General features: G+C 73.4%; 23 protein-coding genes and 1 tRNA gene. 14 read left to right on the top strand and 10 right to left on the bottom strand.

What is annotated here, in order from left to right:
- Positions 1-239: 239 nt before the first annotated feature.
- A complete protein-coding gene (locus AC0IVP_RS04880) occupies positions 240-1,589 on the top strand; it encodes a DNA adenine methylase (RefSeq protein WP_471754964.1) in 1,350 nt (449 codons plus the stop codon).
- Between the two features lies 1 nt (position 1,590).
- Here the strand turns inward: AC0IVP_RS04880 and AC0IVP_RS04875 are convergent, their stop codons facing one another.
- Complete coding sequence (locus tag AC0IVP_RS04875; protein ID WP_471754962.1) at positions 1,591-2,694, bottom strand: phospholipase D family protein; 1,104 nt, start codon at positions 2,692-2,694, stop codon at positions 1,591-1,593.
- A 224-nt stretch (positions 2,695-2,918) separates the two neighbouring features.
- Between AC0IVP_RS04875 and AC0IVP_RS04870 the strand changes: the two genes are divergently transcribed.
- Complete coding sequence (locus AC0IVP_RS04870; RefSeq protein WP_471754960.1) at positions 2,919-4,103, top strand: site-specific DNA-methyltransferase; 1,185 nt, start codon at positions 2,919-2,921, stop codon at positions 4,101-4,103.
- Positions 4,104-4,916: 813 nt separating this feature from the next.
- On the opposite strand, the gene AC0IVP_RS04865 is transcribed toward AC0IVP_RS04870, so the two are convergent.
- Positions 4,917-5,001, bottom strand: a tRNA-Leu gene (locus AC0IVP_RS04865).
- A gap of 202 nt (positions 5,002-5,203) precedes the next feature.
- On the opposite strand from AC0IVP_RS04865, the gene AC0IVP_RS04860 reads away from it, so the two are divergent.
- Together AC0IVP_RS04860 and AC0IVP_RS04855 are read left to right on the top strand one after the other, a co-directional pair.
- Positions 5,204-6,532 carry a M20/M25/M40 family metallo-hydrolase gene (locus tag AC0IVP_RS04860; protein ID WP_471754958.1) on the top strand — a complete coding sequence of 443 codons (1,329 nt, stop codon included), beginning with the start codon at positions 5,204-5,206 and terminating at the stop codon, positions 6,530-6,532.
- A 1-nt stretch (position 6,533) separates the two neighbouring features.
- Positions 6,534-6,905: a hypothetical protein gene (locus AC0IVP_RS04855; RefSeq protein ID WP_471754956.1), complete on the top strand. Its 372-nt coding sequence runs from the start codon at positions 6,534-6,536 to the stop codon at positions 6,903-6,905.
- Here AC0IVP_RS04855 and AC0IVP_RS04850 read toward each other — a convergent pair.
- Positions 6,881-8,803, bottom strand: coding sequence for a sensor domain-containing diguanylate cyclase (locus AC0IVP_RS04850; protein ID WP_471754954.1), 1,923 nt, complete (start codon positions 8,801-8,803; stop codon positions 6,881-6,883). The two genes, AC0IVP_RS04855 and AC0IVP_RS04850, sit on opposite strands and share 25 nt — an antisense overlap.
- Positions 8,804-8,939: 136 nt before the next feature.
- Between AC0IVP_RS04850 and AC0IVP_RS04845 the strand changes: the two genes are divergently transcribed.
- Both AC0IVP_RS04845 and AC0IVP_RS04840 read left to right on the top strand, forming a co-directional pair.
- Positions 8,940-9,743 (top strand): SDR family oxidoreductase, encoded by an 804-nt coding sequence (locus tag AC0IVP_RS04845; protein ID WP_056299117.1) that lies wholly within the window; start codon positions 8,940-8,942, stop codon positions 9,741-9,743.
- A gap of 101 nt (positions 9,744-9,844) precedes the next feature.
- On the top strand, positions 9,845-10,753 hold the full coding sequence (locus AC0IVP_RS04840; protein ID WP_235564912.1) for an NADPH:quinone oxidoreductase family protein: 909 nt from the start codon (positions 9,845-9,847) through the stop codon (positions 10,751-10,753).
- A gap of 13 nt (positions 10,754-10,766) precedes the next feature.
- Here the strand turns inward: AC0IVP_RS04840 and AC0IVP_RS04835 are convergent, their stop codons facing one another.
- On the bottom strand, positions 10,767-10,970 hold the full coding sequence (locus AC0IVP_RS04835) for a DUF5703 family protein (RefSeq protein WP_056299109.1): 204 nt from the start codon (positions 10,968-10,970) through the stop codon (positions 10,767-10,769).
- Between the two features lie 106 nt (positions 10,971-11,076).
- Here AC0IVP_RS04835 and AC0IVP_RS04830 point away from each other — a divergent pair, with 106 nt between their 5' ends.
- Entirely contained in the window at positions 11,077-11,235 is a 159-nt protein-coding gene (locus AC0IVP_RS04830; protein WP_200939095.1) for a hypothetical protein, read from the top strand.
- Positions 11,236-11,246: 11 nt separating this feature from the next.
- On the opposite strand, the gene AC0IVP_RS04825 is transcribed toward AC0IVP_RS04830, so the two are convergent.
- Positions 11,247-12,263, bottom strand: a complete 1,017-nt coding sequence (locus tag AC0IVP_RS04825; RefSeq protein WP_471754952.1) for an NHL repeat-containing protein — start codon at positions 12,261-12,263, stop codon at positions 11,247-11,249.
- Between the two features lie 34 nt (positions 12,264-12,297).
- Complete coding sequence (locus AC0IVP_RS04820) at positions 12,298-13,416, bottom strand: glycosyltransferase (RefSeq protein ID WP_471754950.1); 1,119 nt, start codon at positions 13,414-13,416, stop codon at positions 12,298-12,300.
- 62 nt (positions 13,417-13,478) lie between these two features.
- Between AC0IVP_RS04820 and AC0IVP_RS04815 the strand changes: the two genes are divergently transcribed.
- Positions 13,479-13,958, top strand: coding sequence for a hypothetical protein (locus AC0IVP_RS04815; RefSeq protein ID WP_471754948.1), 480 nt, complete (start codon positions 13,479-13,481; stop codon positions 13,956-13,958).
- A 40-nt stretch (positions 13,959-13,998) separates the two neighbouring features.
- Here AC0IVP_RS04815 and rpsD read toward each other — a convergent pair whose 3' ends face one another.
- Positions 13,999-14,613: a 30S ribosomal protein S4 gene (rpsD, locus tag AC0IVP_RS04810; protein WP_082557108.1), complete on the bottom strand. Its 615-nt coding sequence runs from the start codon at positions 14,611-14,613 to the stop codon at positions 13,999-14,001.
- Between the two features lie 56 nt (positions 14,614-14,669).
- Here rpsD and AC0IVP_RS04805 point away from each other — a divergent pair, with 56 nt between their 5' ends.
- A complete protein-coding gene (locus AC0IVP_RS04805; RefSeq protein ID WP_471754946.1) occupies positions 14,670-15,455 on the top strand; it encodes a DUF2470 domain-containing protein in 786 nt (261 codons plus the stop codon).
- A gap of 4 nt (positions 15,456-15,459) precedes the next feature.
- Here the strand turns inward: AC0IVP_RS04805 and AC0IVP_RS04800 are convergent, their stop codons facing one another.
- The 3 genes from AC0IVP_RS04800 to AC0IVP_RS04790 all read right to left on the bottom strand — a co-directional run bounded on the left by AC0IVP_RS04800 (position 15,460) and on the right by AC0IVP_RS04790 (position 20,089).
- Positions 15,460-17,064 carry an ABC-F family ATP-binding cassette domain-containing protein gene (locus AC0IVP_RS04800; RefSeq protein WP_471754944.1) on the bottom strand — a complete coding sequence of 535 codons (1,605 nt, stop codon included), beginning with the start codon at positions 17,062-17,064 and terminating at the stop codon, positions 15,460-15,462.
- Positions 17,065-17,168: 104 nt separating this feature from the next.
- Positions 17,169-19,115, bottom strand: a complete 1,947-nt coding sequence (locus AC0IVP_RS04795) for an AAA family ATPase (protein WP_471754942.1) — start codon at positions 19,113-19,115, stop codon at positions 17,169-17,171.
- On the bottom strand, positions 19,112-20,089 hold the full coding sequence (locus AC0IVP_RS04790; RefSeq protein WP_471754940.1) for an aldo/keto reductase: 978 nt from the start codon (positions 20,087-20,089) through the stop codon (positions 19,112-19,114). The genes AC0IVP_RS04795 and AC0IVP_RS04790 overlap by 4 nt, the downstream gene beginning before the upstream one ends.
- A gap of 150 nt (positions 20,090-20,239) precedes the next feature.
- Here AC0IVP_RS04790 and AC0IVP_RS04785 point away from each other — a divergent pair, with 150 nt between their 5' ends.
- Genes AC0IVP_RS04785 through AC0IVP_RS04765 form a run of 5 tightly spaced genes read left to right on the top strand, consistent with a single transcriptional unit; the run spans position 20,240 to position 23,942 of the window.
- A complete protein-coding gene (locus AC0IVP_RS04785) occupies positions 20,240-21,070 on the top strand; it encodes an undecaprenyl-diphosphate phosphatase (RefSeq protein WP_056298687.1) in 831 nt (276 codons plus the stop codon).
- Between the two features lie 19 nt (positions 21,071-21,089).
- Positions 21,090-21,791, top strand: a complete 702-nt coding sequence (locus AC0IVP_RS04780; RefSeq protein ID WP_056298684.1) for a histidine phosphatase family protein — start codon at positions 21,090-21,092, stop codon at positions 21,789-21,791.
- A 57-nt stretch (positions 21,792-21,848) separates the two neighbouring features.
- Positions 21,849-22,400 (top strand): DUF3090 family protein, encoded by a 552-nt coding sequence (locus AC0IVP_RS04775; RefSeq protein WP_056298682.1) that lies wholly within the window; start codon positions 21,849-21,851, stop codon positions 22,398-22,400.
- A gap of 38 nt (positions 22,401-22,438) precedes the next feature.
- Complete coding sequence (locus tag AC0IVP_RS04770; protein ID WP_471754938.1) at positions 22,439-23,284, top strand: SCO1664 family protein; 846 nt, start codon at positions 22,439-22,441, stop codon at positions 23,282-23,284.
- A 1-nt stretch (position 23,285) separates the two neighbouring features.
- The gene (locus AC0IVP_RS04765; protein ID WP_471754936.1) at positions 23,286-23,942 is read left to right on the top strand and encodes a GPP34 family phosphoprotein; all 657 of its coding nucleotides are present in this window, start codon (positions 23,286-23,288) and stop codon (positions 23,940-23,942) included.
- The last annotated feature ends 37 nt before the right edge of the window (positions 23,943-23,979 follow it).

Below are 23,979 nucleotides of genomic sequence, written 5' to 3'. Positions count from 1 at the left end.
TGAGCGTGCTCGCGAGGCCTACCAGGCGTTCCTTGACGAGGTAGCGCTGCCCTGGGTAGGCCGTTCCGGGTCACTAGAAGGTCGCAGCGGCGGGGCCGATAGCTGGACTTCTCTCAGCCGCCACTTGAGGCGGGGGAACCCAGACAAGCCGGGAGCGTCCCGGGTCATTGCGACGTGGTTGTAACCGAGCCTGCGCGTCAGCCAGTCTGAGGTGCCCCGCTGGCCGTAGGCTCGCAGCGATGACAGCGACCGACGTGCTTCCCCTGTCGCGCCCGCGGTCGACGGACAACTTCCGGCCCATCCAATACCTGGGCAGCAAGTGGCGCCTGCTTGATCAGATCCAGAGTCAGGTAGACGGCCTCCGCGATCCAGGCCGGCCCGTCGTCTGCGACCTGTTCGCCGGTACTGGCGTCGTCAGTCGCCACCTTGCGGGCCTCGGCCCCGTGCACGCCAGCGACGTGCAGGAGTACAGCCGCGTGCTGACCTCCGCCTTGGTGGCACCGGTCGCCTTGCCTGGCCATGAGCCCGCGGTGCTGGTGCACAGAGCGCGCGGGGAGCTCGCGACCCACCTGGGGCCGGCTCTGCAGCGGCTCATCGCGTACGAGGCGGCGGTGCATACGTCGCGCGACGCAGCGCAGGTCAGCGACCTGGTCGAACGCGGGTCCATCGCTGCCAGCGCCTGGACGGTCGCCGCCCCAGCCCAGCACTCACCCCTTACTGACCTTGTTTCGGCGGCCTCAGCTGAGGTCGTCGACGGGAGCCGCTCGGCCATGGTCCGGTACTACGGCGGCGTGTACTTCTCCTACCAGCAGGCTGCCGAACTGGACGCTCTGGCGAGCGTCATCCGAGCGCTTCCGGAGGTCGAGCGCGATACGGCGCTTGCTGCGCTGTTGAGCACCACGAGTGAGCTCGTCGCCAGCGTCGGCGGACACTTCGCTCAGCCCATGCGCATGCGGTCAAGCAGTGGTGCCGTGAAACCGGCGCTCGTGGCGTCGCTGATTCGCAGTCGTCAGAAGTCGACCTTCCCCGCCTTTGAGACCTGGCTGCACCGCTACCAAGATCGAAGCGCGACGCCCTACCCCGTCCGGACCTCATGCGGCGACTACCGCTCCACGTTGGCCTCGTTACCCGACGACGTAGGCGTCGTGTATGCCGATCCGCCCTACACCCGTGATCACTACAGCCGCTTCTACCATGTGCTCGAGACCCTGGCACTGGGCGGTGACCCAGGACTGAGCACCGTCCGCACGGGAGGTCGTGAGCAGCCCAGCCGCGGCCTGTATAGGCGGGACAGACATCAGTCACCGTTCTGCATCGTGAGCGAGGCGCCCCGGGCGTTCGACGAGCTGTGCATACCTTTGCGCGCCCGTCAGATTCCGCTGATTGTGTCCTACTCCCCGGTCCCGAAGACGGACAAGCCGCGCGCCCGGGTCGTGCTCTTGGACGACTTGCGGGCCCGGCTTGCCTCGCACTTCGGCAGCGTCGACGTGGTTGAGATCGCCGGCGTCGGTCACGCGAAGTTGAACGTGGAGCGCCTGAACGCGGCAAGGACGTACGACGCGGAGGTGCTGCTGGTGTGCCGGCCCTGACCTAGGAGCCTGGCTCTCGCGCTGTGAGGATGGGGCAGCCTGGCCAGAAGTCGGCGACCTGCTGCCGACCAGTGACGACGCGCCGTAGTTGGTTGCCCGTGGGCGACGAGGTCGCTGTCAGGAGGTCGCTCAACTCGGCGTAGCCGGTCTGTCCTGGCAGGCGGAATAGATAGAGGAACGCGCCGCTATCCAACTTCAAGAAGACCGCAATCGGAGCCTGGTCGCCCGGGTGCGCCATGCCAGCGGCGGCAGCGAGCTCGAAGTAGTAGTTGCTGCTGTTGGGCTTACTCCTGCCCAGTGTGCTCTCCACACCGTCGAGCGCGCCCGTGTTGCCCACGTGATAGAGCAGAACATCCCGGGCGGCACCGTGAACTCCGAAGAAGTCCTCGAAGATCGTCTTGGGAAAGCTGGCCTGGCTGAAGGCCGACTCGCCCGTCGCCTTGATCTTGCGGTTCTTCGAGAGTTCCGTGACCAGACAGACCATGCCTGCCGCGGGCCCGGTGACTTCCGGGTCCACGTCCGCGGCAGGCTTAGGCTGCTTCTTCCTCAGGCTGCGCTCGTTGCCGACATTGCCCTCGACCTGCGCGGCTACGCGCGGGTCATCCAGGGGCAACAGGAAGGCGGCGTGGCTGGCCCGCCAGTCAGTGATCTGTTTCAACACCTTCGCGGCGACGGCTCCACTGAGCACCGAAGACGTGAAGATCTCCCAGTTCGCCTGGAGCCCACCGCGCGTGAAGTTGCCCGAGCCGACCAGCAGGCGTAGGCAGTCCTCGGTCTGAAACCACGCCATCTTGGGATGGAAAAGGGGCGCCTCCGAGTGCACGAAAGCGTGCACGGTCAGCATGGGCAGGGCCTTCGCCCGCTCCTGCAGGGCCTCGATGGCACGCGGGTCGGTGATCGTGTCAGTGCCGACGGTGAGCGAGAATGGTGCTGCCTTCGCAAACTTGAGGAACGTCGGGTTGCTCAACAGCGCGTGCGCGCCGTGCGCGTTGGACCAGGCGAAGACGCCGCCGCCTGCCTTGGCGCCTTGTGACGCAAGGATCAACTGCGACAGGAGCGTGTCCTCTAGGCCGCCAGGCCCCTGAAAGTATAGCTCAACTGTCATGATCGTCCTTGCGCACGCGACACCCGACCCGGTCAGTCAACAGAGACACGAAACTGTCGCACGCCCGCACTACGTTCGGCGACGTGTCAGTCGAGTCAGTCCTAACTTCCGCAACCCGCCCGCTGGCGCCCGTAGTTGAGGATCGCCCACGAACCGGGCGTGGCTCCCGCCGTGCCACTCCCGGCAGACCTGAACTGATTTGGCCGGGTAAGAACGCCACCCCCGTGGTTCCGCTGCGCCGGGGCGCGCCGGAGACGGAGGTTCCGCTAGAGACCTGGGAACTGGTGCCTGTCGAGGACGTGGGAGCCGCGGGCGACAACCTGATGATTGTTGGAGACGCGGCTGTAGCACTCCCGATGCTGGTCACCGGCTCGGGCGAGCTGCCGAGTCGCCGGGGCGCCGTGAAGCTCGCCTACCTCGATCCGCCCTACAACACTGGCTCGCGCTTCGAGCACTATGCCGACTCGCTCGACAGCGCAGCCTGGCTAGAAGCGCTCCGCCAGCGACTGCTCGACGTACAAGCGCTGCTGCACCCCCAGGGCAGCGTCTGGCTGCACCTGGACGACTCCGAGCAGCACCACGGGCGCTGCGTGCTTGACGAGGTATTCGGCGCGGATGCCTTCGTGGCCACGATCGTCTGGCAGCGGCGCACCTCCCGCGACAACAGAAAGGCGTTCAGCGCCTCCCACGACTACATCCACGTGTATAGCCCTGCCGGACCCAAGGTCTGGAAGACCGTCCGCAACGGCTTGCCGGACGAGGGGGCATGCGTCAACCCTGACGGCGACCCGAAGGGACCCTGGCGATCAGTGCCCATGAGCGCGCAGGCCGGTCACGGCACCGCTAGCCAGTTCTACACAGTGATCAGCCCAACAGGCGTCGCTCATGACCCGCCGCCGGGACGGTGCTGGACTTACACGGCGGCCAGGTTTCAGCAGCTGGTAGAGGCCGGCAGGGTCTACTGGCCGCGCAACGGCGCCGGTCGCCCTCGCCTGAAGCGCTACGAGTCTGAGCTCGGGGACTTGGCGCCCTTCACGCTCTGGCTCGCCGACGAGGTCGGGGACAACGCCGAGTCGAAAAAGGAGCTGCTCCGACTGATCAAGCACCCAGTGCCGTTCGACACCCCTAAGCCTGAGCGGCTGATGGAGCGCATCCTCCATGTCGCCACGGACCCCGGCGACCTTGTCCTGGACTGCTACCTGGGGTCCGGCACGACGGCCGCCGTTGCGCACAAGATGCAGCGGAGCTGGATCGCCGTGGAGGCCGTACCAGCGACCGTCGAGAACATCGCAGGACCGCGCCTGCGAGCCGTCATCGAGGGGGCCGATCCAGCGGGCGCGACCGCGACAAGCACCTGGGCCGGCGGCGCGGGCTACCGGCTGATGGAGACTAGAGCAACCCAGGCGTAGCTGTGCGCAACGGCCACCACGACGACGATGTAACCGCTGGTCATTCAGCGTCGTCGTGCCGATTGTCATGCGATCTGGCGACCCAGCTCGGGCACCCCTCGTGTGCCGATGCCCTTCACCACTTCTCCGGGTTGGGCGTACGCCCAACCCGGAGAAGTGAACGCGACAGAGGTGGCGCTAGACGACCCGACCGGTGGCTGCGTGGAGACTGGGACTAGGTGCGGCACCGTCGGCAGGGTCTTCTGCCGCTCCTGACTGACGTTCGAGCAGCGGATGGACCGTCCCTGTGTATGACGACTCTCGGCACCTACGACCCCTTCGCCTACAACCGAGTCATCCGCGACTCTGATCTGCCGGCCATAGCCAGGCACATCGCCATGACGCTCGCCACCCACGCCGACAAGCGGGGTGAGGGCTAGCCCAGCCAGGCGACGCTCGAACAGGGAAGCGGCTGGTCGAGGCGGAGCGTAAACAACGCCCTCGACGTCCTCGAGGAAGCCGGTTGGCTCACCCGTGCCCAGAAGGGCCGCAAAGGACGCGCCACGCTCTACCGGCTGCACCTTCCGGGCGCCGAGTTCCGCTGCACCCGGACCCGCACGCCCACTGGCAGCGATGGGGGCGGAGTGAGGGTGCCCCAGGGCCTGGGACGGGCTCGAAGGCTAGACCCCGCATGGGAGGCAGCGTGGCGTGGTCCTGGGCGCCGTCCCTGGGCTCTTCGGGAGCGTCGACGGCAGGGGTGGGGGCATTGAATCGAACAGGTTCTCCACCGGAGGGTCTTTCCCGATGCTCAAACCCCACGACAAGGTGATCTTGTGTCCGAGGGGGGACTTGAACCCCCACGCCCGATAAAGGGCACTAGCACCTCAAGCTAGCGCGTCTGCCATTCCGCCACCCGGACAGGTGGACTGCGCACTGTGGCGCGGCCGTGGAGAAGCATACGGGAGCCCCTCGCGGCGTCCGCACGCCCCCTCGGCACCGGCGAGCCGCGCAGCTGGTCACCCGGCAGGGACCCGGTCACCGCACGCGCCGAACGGGTCCCTGTGCGGTGACCGGATGCCGCCGGGTGGGGGAGCGGACGGCGCGGTGGCACGATCGGGCGCATGGCCGAGACGACACCCGCACCGCTGGAGCGCGCCCAGGCCGAGGTCGCGGACCTGCTGAGCGAGCTCATTCGGATCGACACCACGAACACCGGGGACACGACCACCAGCAAGGGCGAGCGGCAGGCCGCCGAGTGGGTGGCCGCCAAGCTCGACGAGGTCGGCATCGACTCCGTCATCCACGAGTCGGAGAAGGGCCGCGCCTCCCTCGTCGCCCGCATCCCGGGCCAGGACCGGGAGCGGCCCGGGCTGCTCGTCCACGGCCACCTGGACGTCGTCCCCGCGGACGCCAGCGAGTGGTCCGTGGACCCCTTCGCCGGTGAGCAGCGCGACGGGTACGTGTGGGGCCGCGGCGCGGTCGACATGAAGGACATGGACTGCATGACCCTCGCGCTGGTGCGCGACTGGGCCCGGACCGGCGTCACCCCGCCGCGCGACATCGTGCTGGCCTTCGTCGCCGACGAGGAGGCCGGCGGCAAGTACGGCGCCCACCACATGGTCGACCACCACGCCGACCTGTTCGAGAACGTCTCCGAGGCGATCAGCGAGGTCGGCGGGTTCAGCCTCACCGTCCGCGACGACCTGCGCCTCTACCTCGTCCAGACGGCGGAGAAGGGCCTGGCCTGGATGCGGCTGACCGCCGCCGGCCGCCCCGGGCACGGCTCGTTCGTGCACGACGACAACGCCGTCACCCGGCTGTCGGCCGCCGTCGCCCGGATCGGGTCGACCCGGCTGCCCACCGTGCTCACCCCGCCGATGAAGCAGTTCATCGAGGAGGTCAGCGACGCCTACGGCATCGAGATCGACCCCGACGAGCCCGAGGAGGCGCTGTCCCGGCTGGGCTCGATCAGCCGGATGATCGGCGCGGCCCTGCGCAACACCGTCAACCCCACGATGGTCGACGCCGGCTACAAGGCCAACGTCATCCCCGGCACCGCCAGCGCCACCATCGACGGCCGCTTCCTCTACGGGCAGGAGGAGGCGTTCGAGGCCCAGATCGACGAGCTCCTCGGCGAGGGCGTCACCCGCGACTACATCCACCACGACCAGGCGGTGGAGACGACGTTCGACGGCCCGCTGGTGGAGCAGATGGTCGCCGCCCTCAAGGCCGAGGACGCCGGCGCCCGTCCCGTGCCGTTCACCATGAGCGGCGGCACCGACGCCAAGAGCTTCGAGACCCTGGGCATGCGCTGCTTCGGGTTCTCCCCGCTGCGGCTGCCCGCCGACCTGGACTTCGCCAGCCTGTTCCACGGCATCGACGAGCGCGTCCCGGTGGAGAGCCTGCAGTTCGGAATCCGGGTGCTGGACCGTTTCCTGCGCGCCAGCTGAGGTGGCCGACGCGCTCACCGCCTTCCTGGTCGGCCAGCTCACCCAGGACGGGCACGCCCCGATCACGGTGCTGCGGGTGACCCAGGGCCGGCTCCCGGTGCCGGGCAGCGCTCAGGCGCTGGGGGTGGCCGGCGGTCGGCTGTGGCTGGCGCACGCCGGGCTGTTCGGTCAGCCGACGCTGGCCGACGTCCCGCTGGCGCAGGTCACCGGCGCCGACGTCCGGACGGCGCGGCGGCTGACCGGCACCCGACGGGAGTTGTCGCTGTGGACCGGCGGCAACACCCTGCGCTTCGCGGTCGTCGACGACGACGCCGCGGCCCAGGCGTTCCTGGCCGCGGTGCGGCGGGGTCAGGCGGGCACGACCGCCGGCTGATCGGCGACGACCGCGCGCGCCCGCCCGCCGCGCTTGCCGCAGTACAGCGCGGCGTCGGCGCGGCCCAGGGTCTCGGCGGCGGACTCCCCGGGGACCCACTGCGCGATGCCGACGGTGGCCGTCTGCCCGTGCGGCACGGCGGCGAGGATGCGCTCGGCCACCGGACGGGCCGCCTCCGCGGAGCAGGCGGGCAGCGCGACGGCGAACTCTTCGCCGCCCCAGCGGGCGATCAGGTCACCGTCGCGCAGGCAGTCCGAGGCGGCCGCGCCGAAGTCGCGCAGCAGCACGTCCCCGGTGGCGTGGCCGAACGTGTCGTTGAAGACCTTGAAGTGGTCCAGGTCCAGCAGCAGGAGGGTGAGCGGCAGTCCGCTGCGCTGTGCCCGGGACACCTCGACGAGCGACAGCTCGTCCCAGCGCCGCCGGTTGGCCAGCCCGGTGAGCTGGTCACGGTCGGCGGCACGGGCCAGCTGCTCGAGCAGGTTCCCGCGCTCGATCGCCCGGGCCGCCTCCCCGCCCAACACGGAGAGCACCCCCAGCGTGGTGGTGCACAGCTCCGGGACCGGGGTGCGCCACAGGACGCCGATCAGCGCGACCACCCGGTCGTCGGCCAGCACCGCCGGCTGCCAGGCCGCCGAGGCGATGCCGAGCCGGTCGACCACCGCGGCGTCGGCCCCCGGTTCGGCGGCGACGTCGGAGGCGAACACGGCGGCGCCCTGGCTGAACAGGCGGGCCGTCATGGACGACGCCGGGTCGGGGTCGAAGGCGAGAGGCGGCAGGTCCACCCCGACGACGGCGGTGGAGACCAGGACGCCGTCGGCGTCGGGCTCGATGAGGTAGACGCCGTCGGCGCCGGTGGCCTCCCGGACCGCCTCGCAGACCGCGGTCCGGGGGTCGTCGGAGGTGAGCACCCGACGGGTGGCGCGGGCCAGCACCTCGACCTGGCGGTGCCGTTCGGCCGAGTAGTCGGCCGCGGCCCGCAACCGGTCCTCCAGGACCAGGCGCACGTCCCGGTTCAGCGCCAGGGCGAGCCCCAGGCCGGCGCCGAGGGCGATGTAGGCCTGCACGATGACGGCCTGCACCAGGACGTCGTCCACGGCGGCGAAGGGGCCGTTGTCGTGCAGCGTGAAGGCGACCGCGACCAGCGAGACGACGGCCGTCCGCAACGTGGTGAAGCCGGTGTCGAAGCGCAGCGCCACCCAGGCGGTGAGCGCGAAGAGCGGGAAGGCGACCGGGTAGGACGGCATCCAGACGAAGACCGCCACGTTGCCCAGCACCGAGGCGACGACGGCCAGCCCCAGCTCGGCCCACCGCCACCCGGCGGGCCGCAGGAAGGCCAGCGCGGCGACCTCCCGGACCTCGCCCCGGCGCACCAGCAGCACCTGCCGCAGGCGCAGACCCAGGGACACGACGATGAGCACGGCGGCCCCGTTGCGGGCCTGCCACACCACGACGTCCAGCAGCGACCAGGACCCGGTCTCCAGGAAGAGCATCCCGGTGCCCACGACCGCGGTCGCGGTGGTGGCCAGCCCGGTGACGAGCAGCAGCACCGCCAGGTCGCGCATGTCCAGCAGCAGCGGGCCTGCGGGTGAGTGGCTCCAGCGCAGGTACAACCGGGCCACCAGCAGCGCCTGCCCGACGTTCAGCACGGCCAGGCTGACCGCGACCAGCGGTGGGCTGCCCGTGGCCAGGTCGACGGCGGTGATGACGGCGCCCAGCGCCAGGGCGTCCACCCACCTCCCGCGGCGACCCTGCTCCAGCAGCATCCACAGCGCGGCGACCCCGGCCGCCGGCCACACCAGGTAGACCTCGGTGCCCTCGATGACCGTCCAGCGACCGACCACCGCCGACAGGGCGACCAGGACGACGAAGGTCAGGCTGCGCAGCGGGCCTGGCCGCATGAGTGGGGTCTCCGTTCGGTCGTGCACGACACGTCTACTCCCGGTCCATCGGCCGATGAGGGGCCGGAATGGAGGGCGGGCCGCGTTCATCACCCCTCCGGGTGGCCTGGGTCACCGGCGTGTTTCGATGCCGGGCATGACCGAGCCCCGCACGAGCCCCCGCCCCGGTTCCGTCGCCCTGGTCACCGGAGGCGCCGGAGGCTTCGGGCGTGCGCTGGCCACCCGGCTGCGTGACGCCGACGTCCGCGTCGTCCTGGCCGACCTGGACGGCGAGCGCAACCGCGCGGTCGCCGCCGAGCTGGGGGTGTCCTTCGCCGTCCTGGACGTCACCGACCACGCCGCCAACCAGCGCGTCGTCGCCGACGTCGAGGCCGAGCACGGCCGGCTGGACGCCGCGTTCCTCAACGCCGGGATCGCCAGCCAGGGCGGCACCGACGCCCTCGACGTCGCCGAGTACCTGCGGGTCATCGCCGTCGACCTGCACGGCGTGGTGTTCGGCACCGACGCGGTCCGCCCGGCGCTGCGCCGGGCCGGTGGCGGCTCGATCGTCGTCACCGCGTCGCTGGCCGGGCTGTCCCCGATGCCGACCGACCAGGCCTACTCGATCGCCAAGGGCGGCGCGGTGGCGTTCGTCCGGTCCATCGCCCCGGTGCTGCACCCCGAGGGCATCACCATCTCGGCGATCTGCCCCGGCTTCGCCGACACCGCGATCATCGACCCGTGGCGCGAGCACTTCGCCGACGCCGAGTTCCCGGTGCTCACCGCCGAGGAGGTCGCGACGGCGATGCAGGCCGCCTGGGCCGGTGCCGACCCGGGCGCGGCCTACGTCGTGCAGCCCGGTGTGGGCGCCGTCCCCTACCGGTTCAAGGGAGTGCCGGCGGCGAAGACCGCCTCGGGTGAGTCCGCGGCCATCCCCGCGCACCTGCGCGGACCGCTCTGACCGCACCCCGCGACCCCGTGACGCCGGTCACCAGCCGGTCTGGCACTGTCGCCGGCATGCGTGCATGGCGAGTCCACTCGCTCGGAGACCCTGCTGACGTCATGACCCTCGACGAGGTCCCGGAGCCGGTGCCCGGCGAGGGCCAGGTGAAGGTGCGGGTCCTCGCTGCGGCGCTCAACTTCCCGGACATCCTGATGGCGCAGGGCACCTACCAGGAGAAGCCGCCGCTGCCGTTCACGCCCGGCCTGGAGCTGTGCGGGGAACTGGAGGACGGCCGCCGGGTGCTCGGCTCGCCCGCGGGCGGGCCCGGCGCCTTCGCCGAGTACGCCCTGATGGACGCCGCCGCGGCGTGGCCCGTCCCCGACGGGATGAGCGACGTCCAGGCGGCCGCGCTGTACCTGACCTACCAGACCGGCTACGTCGGGCTGCACCGTCGCGCCGGGCTGCAGGCGGGGGAGTGGCTGCTGGTCCACGCCGGCGCCGGGGGCGTGGGGACGGCGGCCATCCAGCTCGGCAAGGCCGCCGGCGCCAAGGTCATCGCCACCGCGGGTGGGCCGGAGAAGACCCGGGTGTGTGCCGAGCTCGGCGCCGACCACGTCATCGACTACCTGGCCGAGGACTTCGTCGCCCGGGTGAAGGAGATCACCGGCGGACACGGCGCCGACGTCGTCTACGACCCGGTCGGCGGCGACGTGTTCGACGGCTCCACCAAGTGCATCGCCTTCGAGGGCCGCCTGGTCGTCGTCGGCTTCACCTCCGGGCGGATCCCCTCGGCCCGCGCCAACCACGTGCTGGTGAAGAACTACTCCGTGGTCGGCCTGCACTGGGGCCTGTACCGCAGCAAGGACCCGGGCCGGATCGGCATGGTCCACGAGGAGCTGTGCCGGCTGTTCGCCGACGGCGCCATCGACCCGGTCGTCGGGCAGACCCTCCCGCTCGACGAGGCACCGGCTGCCCTGCGTGCGCTCGGCGACCGCGGCACGGTGGGCAAGGTCGTCTTGGTCCCCTGAGCGGGGACCCCGCTCAGACCGCGGGCAGCGGCAGGTAGCTGAGCCGGGCCCGGCGGCGCATGACGACCCGTCGTGTGCCGTCGGCCCACACCTGCAGCCCGGACAGCTCCCAGCCGCCGACGTCGGACTGCAGGGCCATCATCTGCGCCGCGGCCGACCGGGACGTGCCGGTCGGGATGCGCAGCGGCGCGTACTCCCACTCACCGTTGATCGACACCACTCCGATGGTGCCAGCCGTTCGCCGCCCGGTCACTTGGACGTCGCACGTGTCACCGGCCGCGTGGACGGGCAGGACAGTGCTCCCCGACCACCCAGGAGGACCGATGAGCAACCCCGTCGACGACGCCGACCGCATCGAGCAGGACCAGGCCGTCACCGACCAGGTCGGACCGGCCACCCCGGCCCGGGACGACGTGGACGAGGCCGACGCCGTCGAGCAGCGGGCCGCCGTCCCCCTCGACGAGGACGACGCCCGCCGCTGACCCCGGGGCGATCAGCCGCGGGCGTCGATCAGCTGGAGCTGCCCGGTCTCCCGGCTGCCCACGAACACCCGCCCCGAGGAGGGGTCGACCGCGACGGTGTTCGGCTGGCGGACGGTCGGGAACCGGGCCACCTCGGTGAGTTCGGCACCGGCGGTGGACAGCCCGATGACCTCGTTGGTGGCGGTCAGCGTCACCCACAGCACCTGGTCGGTGCCGTCGTACGCCAGGCCGTAGGGGTTGCCGGGGAGCTCGTACGTCGACTGCAGCTCCAGCGGGTCCGAGCCGAACACCAGCACGGCGTCCCCGCGGGTGTCGGCGACCAGGAACCGGCCCTGGCCGTCGGCGGCCACGTGCGTGGGGCCGTCGCCGGCGTCGGCCACGGTCTGCAGCTCCCCGGCCGGGACGTCGTAGGTGGTGATCGTGAACGCCCCGACGTCGACGACCCCGGCGATGTCGGCCACGGTGGCCACGCCGCCGGGCTGGGTCTGGCTGTCCAGCGTGGCGGTGACCTCGCCGTCCTCGACGACGGACAGCGTGCCGCCCATCTCGTCGCCGACCAGGATCTGGCCGCTGGCGACCTGGGCGGCGTCGTGCGGGTAGTCCCCGACCCTCGTCTCGGTCACCGCGCCGCCGGGCAGGGCCACCTCGACCAGGGTGTTGGAGTCCTCCGCGGGGACCAGCACCGGGCCGCCGGGTGCGGCCAGCTGCAGGTGCCGGGCGTGCCCGGGCAGCGGGACCTCCAGCTGGGTGACGCCCTGGGCGTCGGTGAGCACCAACCGGTTGGGGTCACGGACGGCGACGGCGAGCAGCCCGGTGACCGGGTCGAAGACCATGCCCTCGGCATCGGGGTCCAGGTCGACGACCGTGCCGGCCGGGTCGACCGTGGTCTCGGGGGAGTCGGCGGGCTCGGCGGCCCCGGGGGACTCGCTGGGCCCGTCGCCGTCCTCGCCGCCGGAGCAGGCGGTGAGGACCAGGGCCAGGGGGAGGAGCAGGGCAGCGGTTCGTCGTCGTGCGGTGGCCGGGCGCATGCACCCAGCCTGCGGGTTGCCCCGCGGCGGCGCATCAGGCGGCCAGCAGCCCCAGCATCGCGTCGACCGACGCGGCCCACGGGAAGTCCGCGGCGCGCGCCCGGGCAGCGGCCCGTCGGACGTCGACATCGTGGGCCAGCACCCGCTGCACCCCGTCGGCGAAGGACGCCGCGTCGTCGGCGACCGCGCTGCCGTGCGCGCCGCCGGTGACCAGCTCGCGCAGCGCGGAGCTGGCCGAGGCCACCACCGGGGTGCCGCAGGCCAGCGCCTCCAGGGCGGCCAGCCCGAACGTCTCGTGCGGCCCGGGGGCCAGGGCCACGTCGGCGCTGGCCAACAGGGTGGCGACGGCGGTGCGGTCCTCGACGTGGCCCAGGAAGCGCACCGGGTGCCCGGCGGCGCGGGTCCGCAGCCGGTCCCGCAGCGGTCCGTCCCCGACGACGGCGAGCGTGGCCCGCACCCCGCGGGCCCGCAGCTCGACCAGGGCGTCGACCGAGCGTTCGGGTTCCTTCTCCGCCGACAGCCGCCCGCAGTGCACCAGCAGGACGTCGGAGCGGTCCAGCAGCTCACCGCGCAGCCGCGAGTCCCGGCGGTCCGGGGCGAACATGCGCAGGTCCACACCCAGCGGCACCTGGGCGATGGTGGTGGCGCCCACGCGGTGGAACTCCTCGGCGGCGAAGTCGGTGCTGCAGACCACCAGGTCGTGCCGCGCCGCCGTCCGCCGGTTCGCCACGTCGGCCACCCGCCGGGCCGCCCCCGCCGGCAGCAGCCACTGGGTCAGCAGCCGGTCCAGCCGCTCGTGGGCCATGACCAGTGTCGGCACGCCACGGTCGGCGGCCCACCGGCCGAGCCCCCGCAGCGTCGTCCGGTCGGAGACCTCGAGTCGGTCCGGGGCGAGCTGGTCCAGCAGCCGACGCACCCGCCACGGGTCCATCAGCCGGTAGCCGCCGGTGCCCGGCACCCGCGGGGCGGCCAGCGTCAGCCGGGTGACCGCACCCGGGACGACGTCCGCCGGGTCGCCCTCGGTGCGCGGGCCCGGGACCAGCACCGCGACGGCGTGCCCCCGATGGGCGTACCCCAGGGCCAGCCGGTCGACGGCGGTGCGCAGCCCACCGGAGGTGGGGTGGTGCAGGTTGGCCACGAGCACGATGCGCACGACCGCACCGTCCCCGGGCAGGACGGACGGTGGGGGACCCCTGGGTGAACGGGGTGCGGCGAGTGCACGAGCAGGTGATCATCAGCGCTGTGACCTGGGCCTGGACGGTGGTGCTGCTGCTCCTGCTCGGCCTGCCCGCGGCTGCCGTGTGGTGGAGCCGGCGGGCGGCCTGGTCCCGACTGCGGCCGGGTCGGGACCGCGACGTGCTGGGTGACGTCCGGCGGACCCACGGCCTGACGCCGGTGGCGATGGGGCGGGTGGAGGCGGCCCTGCTGGGCGGCCACGCGCTCCAGGACCCGGCCGAGCGGGCCGCCGTCGTGGCCCTCGCGCGCGCCTGGGAGCCCGCGCCGCTGCACGGGCGGAGGCGGACCGCGCTGCTCGTCACCGCCGCGGCCTGGCTCGCCCTGCTGGGGGCGGGCGCCGTGGTCGTCGCGGTGCAGAGCCGCTGGGACGACGTCCCCTGGTGGGCTCTGGTCTGGGCGCTGCCCTTCTGGTGGACCGGGCGCAGGACCCGCCGCGCCGTCCGGCTCAACACCGACTGAGCCCGGTCGCACCCGCGGAGGGCGCGACCGGGCTCGGGGCTCAGCGGGAGTAGTGCTCCACGACCAGCTGCTCCTCGCACTGCACCGGGATCTCGGTGCGCTGCGGGCGGCGGACGACGAAGCAGCTCAGCTCGGCCAGCCGCACGTCGAGGTACTTCGGGGCCTCGGCGTGGGCGCCGGAGGCGGCCACCTGGAAGGGCTGCTTGGGCTTGCTGCGCTCGGCGATGGCGACGACGTCACCGGGCTCGACCCGGTAGCTGGGCCGGTCGACGCGCTTGCCGTTGACCGTCACGTGGTGGTGGGTGACGTTCTGCCGGGCCTGGTAGATCGTCCGGGCGAACCCAGCGCGCAGCACGGTGGCGTCCAGCCGGGACTCCAGGTCCAGCAGCAGGGCCTCGCCGGTCTTGGCGCCGGTGTTGCGGCTGGTCTTCTTGGCCCGGTCGAACGCCAGGCGCAGCTGGGTCTCGCTCACGTCGTACTGGGCGCGCAGCCGCTGCTTCTCCAGCAGACGCGTCTTGTAGTCGCTGGTGTTCTTGCGCTTGCGGCCGTGCTCGCCCGGCGGGTAGGGCCGGCGCTCGAAGTACTTCACGCACTTGGGCGTCAGCGGCATGCCCAGTGCTCGGGACAGGCGCACCTTCGGTCGGGGGGTGTTCACGGAGCCTCCTCGTTCGGTTAGCCTCACCTTACTCACACCGGAGACGAGGACCCCCCATGACGTCGACCACCCCGCCCGCCGTCCGACCCGAGGCACTCGGCCGCCCCACGCCCGCCGAGCGCGCCCGCACCGTGGCCTGTCGTCCCTCGGCCGCGGTCTGCGCCGCCGGGGTGTCCGGCTCCCGGGTGCTGGCCCACGCCACCACGCTCACCGGCCAGGTGCTGCTCGTCGTCCCCACCGACGGGGAGCTCGCCGCCGCCGTGGCAGCCGCCGACGAGGGCGACCTGCCCGCCCTGGTGATGGTCACCGACCACGCCCCGGTGCCGCTGCGCGACCAGGTCCGCGCCCAGCTCTGGCTCTCGGGCTGGCTCACCCCGGTCCGCGACGAGGACCTCCGTGCCGCGACCCTGGACTTCGCCGACGTGCTGCCCGCCGGGTCACTGCTGGACGTCGGTGTCACCGCGACCCTGCTGCGCCTGGACCTGGCCGAGGTCGTCCTGGGCGAGGGCGGGGGCACCGCGGAGATCGAGCCCGAGGACTACGTCGCCGCCAGCCCCGACCCGCTGGTCGCCGTCGAGACCTCGGCCCTGCAGCACCTGGACGACGACCACCCCGAGGAGCTGGCGCTGCTCCGCACCCGGATCCCCGCCGAGTGGGTCCGGGACGGCGACGTCGTCCGGCCGCTGGGGCTGGACCGCGCCGGGTTCCGGCTGCGGATCGAGTCCGAGCGCGGGCACCGCGACGTCCGGGTGCCCTTCGACGTCCCGGTCACCACCGCCGAGGACCTGGGCCCCGCCGTCCACCGGCTGCTCTGCGCCCCCCGGCGCTGCTGCCAGGACTGAGCTGTCAGCGCTGGGCCAGCCGACCTCCGGTCAGGCGCACCCGGCGGTCCAGGCGCAGCTCGGCCAGGAACCGCTCGTCGTGGCTGACCACCACCAGGGCGCCCTCGTAGGCGTCCAGCGCGGACACCAGCTGGGCGACGCCGGTCAGGTCCAGGTTGTTGGTCGGCTCGTCGAGCAGCACCAGCTGCGGGGCGGGCTCGGCGAGCAGGACGCAGGCCAGCGTGGCCCGCAGCCGTTCCCCGCCGGACAGCGCGCCCACCGGCAGGTGCGCACGGGCGCCCCGGAGGAGGAACCGGGCCAGCAGCGTCAGCCGTTCCGCCTCGGGCCGCTCGGGTGCGGCGGCGGCCAGCGCGTCCGCCACGGTCACCGTCGGGTCCAGCAGGTCCAGGCGCTGCGACAGGTACGCCACCCGCCCCTCGGCCCGGGCCACCCGCCCCCGGTCGGGCACCAGGTCACCGCTGAGCACCCGCAGCAGGGTGGACTTCCCGGAGCCGTTCGCGCCGGTCAGCGCTACCCGCTCCGGACCGCGCAGCGTCAGGTGCATGCCCTCGCCGACGCCGTCGCCGAACAGGTCCCGCACCACGACGCCCTCGGCCTGCACCACGGTCCGGCCCGCCGGTACCCGGGTGGCGGGCAGCTCCAGGGTCAGCACGGCGTGGTCCCGGAGGGCGCGCTCGGCCGCGGTCAACCGGGTCCGGGCGTCCTCGACGCGGGTGCCGTGGGTGCCGTCGGCACGGCCGGCGGACTCCTGCGCGCTGCGCTTGCGGGCCCCGGCCAGGATCTTGGGCAGCCCGGAGGTCACCGCGTCCCGCGCCCCGGTGCCGGCCCGGCGGTCGGCCCGCTCCCGGGCCTGCTGACGCTCTCTCTTCTCCCGCCTGAGCGCCTGCTCCGCACTGCGGACCTCCCGCTCGGCAACCGCCTGCTCCGCGGCGACCGCCTCCTCCCAGGCGCTGAACGCCCCGCCGTGGGTGCGCAGACCCGAGCCGTCCAGCTCGGCCACCTGGTCGACGTGCTCCAGCAGGTCCCGGTCGTGGCTGACCAGCAGCAGGCAGCCGCGGAAGCCGTCGACGACCTCGGTCAGCCGGGCCCGGGCGTCGGCGTCCAGGTCGTTGGTGGGCTCGTCGAGCAGCAGCACGTCCGGGTCGCGCAGCAGCTGGCCGGCCAGGCCCAGGGTGACGACCTGGCCGCCGGACAGGGTGGCCAGCGGCCGGTCCAGGGCGACGCCGCCCAGGCCGAGGCGGTCCAGCTGCGCGCGGGTGCGCTCCTCGACGTCCCAGTCGGTGCCGACGACGGCGAAGTGCCCCTCGTCGACGTCCCCGGCCTCGATCGACCGGAGCGCGGCGAGGACGTCGGCGACGCCGAGCAGGTCGGCGGCCGTGCCGACCGTCGAGGGCAGGCCCTGCCGCAGCCAGCCCAGCACCCCGTCGACGGTGACCGAACCGGCGGTCGGGGTCAGCTCGCCGGCGACCAGCCGGAGCAGGGTGGACTTGCCGGCGCCGTTGGGCGCCACCAGCCCGGTGCAGCCGGGACCGAACGTGGCGGTGAGGCCGTCCAGCACGGGCGTGCCGTCGGGCCAGGCGAAGGACAGTGCGTGCAGGGAGAGGGGCATGGTCACCTCAGGGGGGTGCGCGGGGACGGGGGACCGGGGTCTCGTCTGCTCAGCGCACGTCGAGGAGTCTGCCCGGCCCGCCGGGCGCCGTCACCCGCTTTTCGTCAGTCGGCCTGTTCCCGGAGGAGCTGGGCGAGACGGGTCCGGCGCGGGCGGACGTCGACCTCGCGCACCGCCCGGGCCAGCGCCGCACCGGAGGCGTGCACGATCGACAGGTGCTTCTGCGCGCGGGTCAGCGCGGTGTAGACCAGCGGCCGGGACAGCATGCCGCCGGCCTCGGGCGGCAGCACGACGACCACGCCGGGCCACTCCGAGCCCTGCGCCCGGTGCACGGTGATCGCCCAACCGTGCTTGAGGTCGCCCAGCGCGGTGCCGGTGACGTTGCACGGGCCGGAGCTGAAGTCGATGGACAACGAGCCGTCGCCGGTGCCGGTGACCACGCCGACCTCGCCGTTGGCGAACCCGACGGGCTCCAGGTCCAGGTGGTTCGCCGTGGCCACCACCCGGTCGCCGACGTCGAAGCCCCACACCGTCCCGTCGCCGGGGTTCAGCTCGGCCTTCAGCGCCTTGTTCAGCTCGATCGTGCCCGCCGGACCGCGGTGCACCGGCGTCACCACCTGGACGGTGGCCGGGTCCAACGACAACGCCCGGGGGATCGAGTCGGTGACCAGCTGCACGACCCGGCGGGCCGCCTCGGCGCTGCCCGACGCCGGCACGATGACGACCTCGCGGTCGGGGGACTCGACGTGCACCAGCTCCCCGCCGCGGACGCCGGTGGCCAGCCGGGCGATGGCCCCACCGGCGGCCTGCCGGTGCAGCGTGGTCAGCTCGGTGACCGGGACGGCCCCGGAGTCGATCAGGTCGCCCAGCACGTGGCCCGGGCCGATCGAGGGCAGCTGCGCCGGGTCGCCGACCAGCAGCAGGTGGGTGCCGTCGGCACAGGCCTCCAGCAGCGCGGCGGTCAGCTCGACGTCGAGCATCGAGGCCTCGTCGACCACGATGACGTCGGCGTCCAGCGGCCACTCCTCGTTGCGGGCGAACCCGCCGGTGGTGCCCTGCGCACCCAGCAGGCGGTGCACGGTGACCGCCGGGTGGTCGGTGAGCTCCTCCAGCCGCTTGGCCGCGCGCCCCGTCGGGGCGGCCAGCGCCACCTCGACGCCCTTGGTCTCCAGCAGCTTCACCACCGAGGCCACCGTGCGGCTCTTGCCGGTGCCCGGACCGCCGGTGAGCAGGCTGACACCGTGCCCGAGCACCTGGGCGACCGCCTCCAGCTGGGCGGGGTCCAGGCCCTTGGCCACCGAGCGCACCGACGCCGGGTCCGCGATCCGCTCGGCGGTCGCGGCCAGCCGGGCCACCGCCTCGGCGACCGCCTCCTCGGCCATCCCGTAGCGCGACAGGCTCAGCGTGCGCAGCGCCGGGTCGGGCTCGGGGAACTCGCCCCCGTCGGCGTCGTCCTCGCCGGGCTCCTCGAACGGCGGCTCGTGCAGCAACACGTCCCCGGAGTCCACCGCGGCCTCGATCGCCGCGACCGGCTCCCGCACGTCCTCGGCCTTGAGCGCGGCGACCACCAGGTCGACCGGCAGCACGGTGTGCCCGTCCCGGGTCGCCGTGCGCAGCGTGAGCGCGACCAGCGCCCGGCCGCGCCGCTGGTCCTGCTTGTCCACACCGGGCAGCACCGAGACGGCGAGCCGGTCGGCGTCGGCGAGGGTCACCTGGGACAGCGACAGCAGCCGCCACGGGTCGTCCCGCAACCGGCGGGCCGCGTCCGGGCCCAGCGCGTCCGCGGCGTTGGTCGCCAGCTTCGCGGCGATCCCGGCGGCCACCAGCAGCTCCACGACCTGGTAGGTCGGCTGCGCGGCCAGGAAGGAGGAGAACAGCCGCTCGGCGCGCTGACGGCCCACCCGGGGGAGCTTGAGCAGCCGGTCGGCCGTCACGTCGTCGGAGGTCTGGATGCCGGCGGCGGGCAGCTCGGCGGCCGCCCGCTTGCCCAGCCCGGGCCAGAGCCCCGCGGTGGTGAAGGCGGCGAAGACCGGGTCCGGTGGTGCGGTCATCCGGGCCGACGCTCCGGGTAGGAGGTGTGCGGGGCGGAGATGTCGTCCAGGGCGCGGCGGATCGCCGCGGGCAGGGTCACGTCCTCCGCGTCCAGGCTGACCTGCAGCTGGGCGGCGGTGCGCGCGCCCACCACGGGTGCGACGACACCCGGCCGGTCGCGCAGCCAGGCCAGCGCCACCGCCAGCGGGACGGTGTTCAGGCCCTGCGCGGCGGTGATGACGGCCTCGACCACCCGGTCGGCGTCCTTGGACCGCAGACCGTCGATGAACCCCGACCACTGCGCCGAGGCGCCCCGGCTGTCGGCCGGCGTCGTGTGCCGGTACTTGCCGGTGAGCAGGCCGCGGCCCAGCGGCGACCACGGCAGCAGACCCAGGCCCATCGCCCCGGCGGCCGGCACGACCTCCCGCTCGACGCCGCGCTGCAGCAGCGAGTACTCGACCTGGGTGCTGACCAGCGGGGTGCGGCCCGGCCAGGCGCGCTGCCAGGTCGCCGCCTGCGCGGTCTGCCAGCCGGTGAAGTTGCTCACCCCGACGTACCGGACCCGGCCGCTGGACACCGCGGTGTCCACCGCGGCCAGGGTCTCCTCCAGCGGGGTGGCGTCGTCCCAGGAGTGCAGTTGCCACAGGTCCACGTGGTCCAGGCCCAGCCGCTCCAGCGAGGCGTCCAGCGCGGCGAGCAGGTGCCCGCGCGAGCTGCCGCGGCCCATCGCGCCGGGCCGGGTGCGACCGGTCGCCTTGGTCGCGACCAGCACGTCCTCCCGGGGGACGACGTCGGACAACAGCCGCCCCAGCACCCGCTCGGACTCCCCGTCGACGTAGACGTCGGCCGTGTCGACCAGCGTCCCGCCCGCGTCCACGAAGGCCGTGAGCTGCATCGCAGCCTCGTCCTCGTCGGTGTCCCGGCCCCAGGTCATCGTGCCCAGCGCGAGCCGGGAGACCACCAGGCCGCTGCGCCCCAACGCCCGCTGTTCCACGACAGGTGAACCTACCGGCGTGCCCGCGGCGCGCTCGGCGACACCCGGCCCGACGGCGCTGCGGACCCAGCCCGCCGCCCTAGGGTCGCTTCCGTGCCCGCGTCTGCCTGCCGTCCCCCGTCCACCTCCCGCACCGGGCGGGTCTGAGCCGTGGGCTGGATCGAAGCCGTCGTCCTGGGCCTGGTGCAGGGCCTGACGGAGTTCCTGCCGATCTCCTCCAGCGCGCACCTGCGCGTCGTCGGTGCCGCCTTCGGCTGGGACGACCCGGGCGCGGCGTTCACCGCCATCACCCAGATCGGCACCGAGATCGCGGTGCTCCTCTACTTCCGGCACGACATCTGGCGGATCATCCGCACCTGGGTGCTGTCGCTGCGGGACCGCTCGCTGCGCTCGGACCCCGACGCCCGGATGGGCTGGCTGATCATCATCGGGTCGGTCCCGATCGTCGTCCTGGGGCTGCTGTTCCAGGACCAGATCGAGACCACGTTCCGCGACCTGCGGATCATCGCCATCGCGCTGGTCGTGTTCTCCCTGGTGCTCTTCCTGGCCGACCGGATCGGCAGCAAGCAGCGCCAGCTCACCGACCTGACCGTCAAGCACGGCGTCCTCTACGGCCTGGCCCAGGCCGCGGCGCTCATCCCCGGCGTCTCCCGCTCCGGCGGCACGATCACCATGGGCCTCTTCCTGGGCTACTCCCGCGCCGCGGCCGCCCGCTACTCCTTCCTGCTGGCCATCCCCGCCGTCCTGGGTTCGGGCTTCTACCAGGCCTACGACGCCCTGGGCGGCGGCACCGAGGGCACCCCGATCTCCTGGGGCCCGACGCTGCTGGCCACCGTCATCGCCTTCGGCGTGGGTCTGGCCGTCATCGCCTGGCTGCTGCGCTACCTCGAGCGCGGCACGTTCACACCGTTCGTCGTCTACCGGATCGTGCTGGGCCTGGCCCTGCTCGCCCTCGTCGGTGCCGGCGTCCTCACCCCCTGAGGCGCCTAGGCTCGGTGTCGTGACCACCGTGATCCTCCTGCGGCACGGCCGGACGACGGCCAACGCCTCGGGTCTCCTGGCCGGCTGGACCCCCGGCGTGCAGCTGGACGAGACCGGGCAGGCCCAGGTGCGGGCGGTGGGGGAGCGGCTGGCGTCGGTCCCGCTGGCCGCCGTCGTCTCCAGCCCGCTGGAGCGCTGCCAGCAGACCGCCGGCGCGGTGCTGGCCGGCCGCGAGCTGCAGCTGCAGACCGACGACCGGCTCGGCGAGTGCCGCTACGGCGACTGGACCGGCAAGCCGATCAAGGACCTGCTCAAGGAGCCGCTGTGGAAGGTCGTGCAGCAGCACCCCTCCGCCGCGGTCTTCCCCGGCCCCGAGGGCGAGGGGCTGGCACAGACGCAGGCCCGCGCCGTCGCCGCCGTCCGGGAGTGGAACGCCCGGTTGGGCCCGGACGCCGTCTGGCTGGCTTGCACCCACGGTGACGTGATCAAGGCGATCCTGGCCGACGCCTACGGCATGCACCTGGACCAGTTCCAGCGCATCGTCGCCGACCCGGCGTCGATCTCGGTGGTCAGCTACACCGAGACCCGGCCCTTCGTGCTGCGGGTCAACGACAGCGGCGGCGACGTCAGCGCGCTCATCCCCCCGAAGAAGAAGCCGGGACGACGCCGCAAGGCCTCCTCCGACGCCGTCGTCGGCGGCGGTGCCGGCAGCACGGTCTGAGGGCAGCACGGTCTGACGGCAGGGCCACCCGGGCTCCCGGCGCGTAACCTCGTCGCCGTGCCACGCCAGGTGTTCCACTTCGACCGCCCCTCCCGTTTCGTCGCGGGGACCGTCGGCCAGCCCGGCGACCGCACCTTCTACCTGCAGGCCGCCGACGAGGCCGGCCGGGTCGTGTCGGTCGCCCTGGAGAAGACCCAGGTCTCGGTGCTCGCCGAGCGGATGAGCGAGCTCCTCGACGAGATCGCCACCCGGGCGACCACCGTCGTCCCCCCGGACGCCGACGTCGACGACCTGGACCCGCTCACCGCCCCGGTGGACGAGGAGTTCCGGGTCGCTGCCATGGGCCTGGCCTGGGACGGCGACGCCGAGGCCGTCGTCGTGGAGGCCGTGGCCGCCGGCGAGGAGCCCATCGACGAGGACGCGATCCTGTCCGACTCCGACGAGGGCCCCGACGCCCTGCGGGTCACCATCACCCCGGCCGCCGCACGCTCCTTCATCGCCCGCGCCCGTCGGGTCATCTCCGCCGGCCGCCCGGCCTGCCCGCTGTGCTCCATGCCGCTGGACCCCGCCGGTCACGTCTGCCCGCGGCAGAACGGGTACCGGCGCTGAGCAGCGCCGAGGGCGCCGACCGGACCGGGGACGAGCTGGTGGACGCCTTCCTCGACGGCGACCTGGACGACGAGTTCGAGCCCGACGACGACGAGCCGGACGACGAGGACGCCGACGACGGCACCCGCAGCCTGGACACCCTGGGCTTCGACCACGGCGACCGCCGCCGCCCCGCCGACGACGCCGAGGCGCACACCCTGCTGCGCGACGGCGTCCTGGACCTCGAGGGCCGACTGCTCGACGCCAGCAACGTGACCCTGATCGGGGCCATCCGCACCGACGAGCTGGCCGGGGAGTGCGTCTACAAGCCGGTCGCCGGCGAGCGGCCGCTGTGGGACTTCCCCGACGGCACGCTGGCCGGCCGGGAGATCAGCGCCTACCTGGTGTCGGAGGCCACCGGCTGGCGGGTCGTGCCGCCCACGGTGCTGCGCGACGGGCCCTTCGGCCACGGCATGGTGCAGCTCTGGCAGAACGGCGACCCCGAGGTCGAGCTGACCCGCTTCGTGAAGGCCGACGTCCCCGAGCTGCGCCGGATGGCCGTCTTCGACGCCGTGGTGAACAACGCCGACCGCAAGGGCGGCCACATGATCCCGATGGCCGACGGCCACGTGTACGGCGTCGACCACGGCATCTGCTTCTCCGCCGACCCCAAGCTGCGCACCCTGCTGTGGCGCTGGGCCGGCAAGCCGCTCACCGAGGAGGCCGTCGAGGTCCTCACCCGGCTGCAGGAGCAGCTCCTGGGCGACCTGGGCGAGCAGCTGCACGAGCACCTGACCCGCCGCGAGGTCCGCCGCACCCAGCAGCGGGTGGCGGACCTGCTGCGCACCGGGCGCCACCCCGAGCCCAGCGGCGACTGGCCCGCGCTGCCCTGGCCGCCGTTCTGACGTGAGAGTCCCGGTCGGCGACGTCGCGGCCCGACTGGCCGGGCTCGCGCTGACCTCTGCCGACCGGCTGAGCCCGGCCGACGTCTGTGACGACGCCGTCCGGTGCGGGTTGCTGGTCGACCTGGCCCTCGCGGGCAGGTTGGAGGAGACCCCGGACTCGGTGCTGCTGGACACCACGCCGACCGGGTCCGGCCCGCACGACGCACTGCTCGCCGCCATGGACTCCTCGCCGGCCGCCTCGCTGGACGACTGGACGGCCCGGGCGCCCGTCGGGCTGCCCGACGTCGTGGCCGAGCTCGTCGCACGGGGGCGGTGGGTGCGCCGGCGCCGCTGGTGGAGCACCACGCACCGCCCGGTGGACGACCGCGGCCGTCGTCGCGACCTGGACCTGCTGTCCGTGCTCGACCTGCGGGACACCGACGCCCGGTGGGACGCAGAGGACGCCGCGGTGGCGGCGCTGGCCAGCACCGCGGCGATGCTGGGCAGGAACCGCGAGCGGGGTCACGGGCTCCCCGCACCCGAGGTGCCGGGACGGGTGCTGGACGCGACCGGTCCGGCGCGTTGGGTCGTGGCCGGGTGCGTCGCCCACCTGGCCCGGGCCCGGCAGAGGCGGCACTGGGGCAGCGGCATCCTCAGCGTCGGCGGCGGCCCGCCCTGAGGGGCCCGGCCACCGGGCGGTGAAGACCGTCGGACCC

The organism is Klenkia sp. AC732, assembly GCF_979256525.1.
The sequence above is the reverse complement of the archived record's forward strand: the minus strand, read 5'-3'. Positions and strand labels throughout refer to the sequence as shown.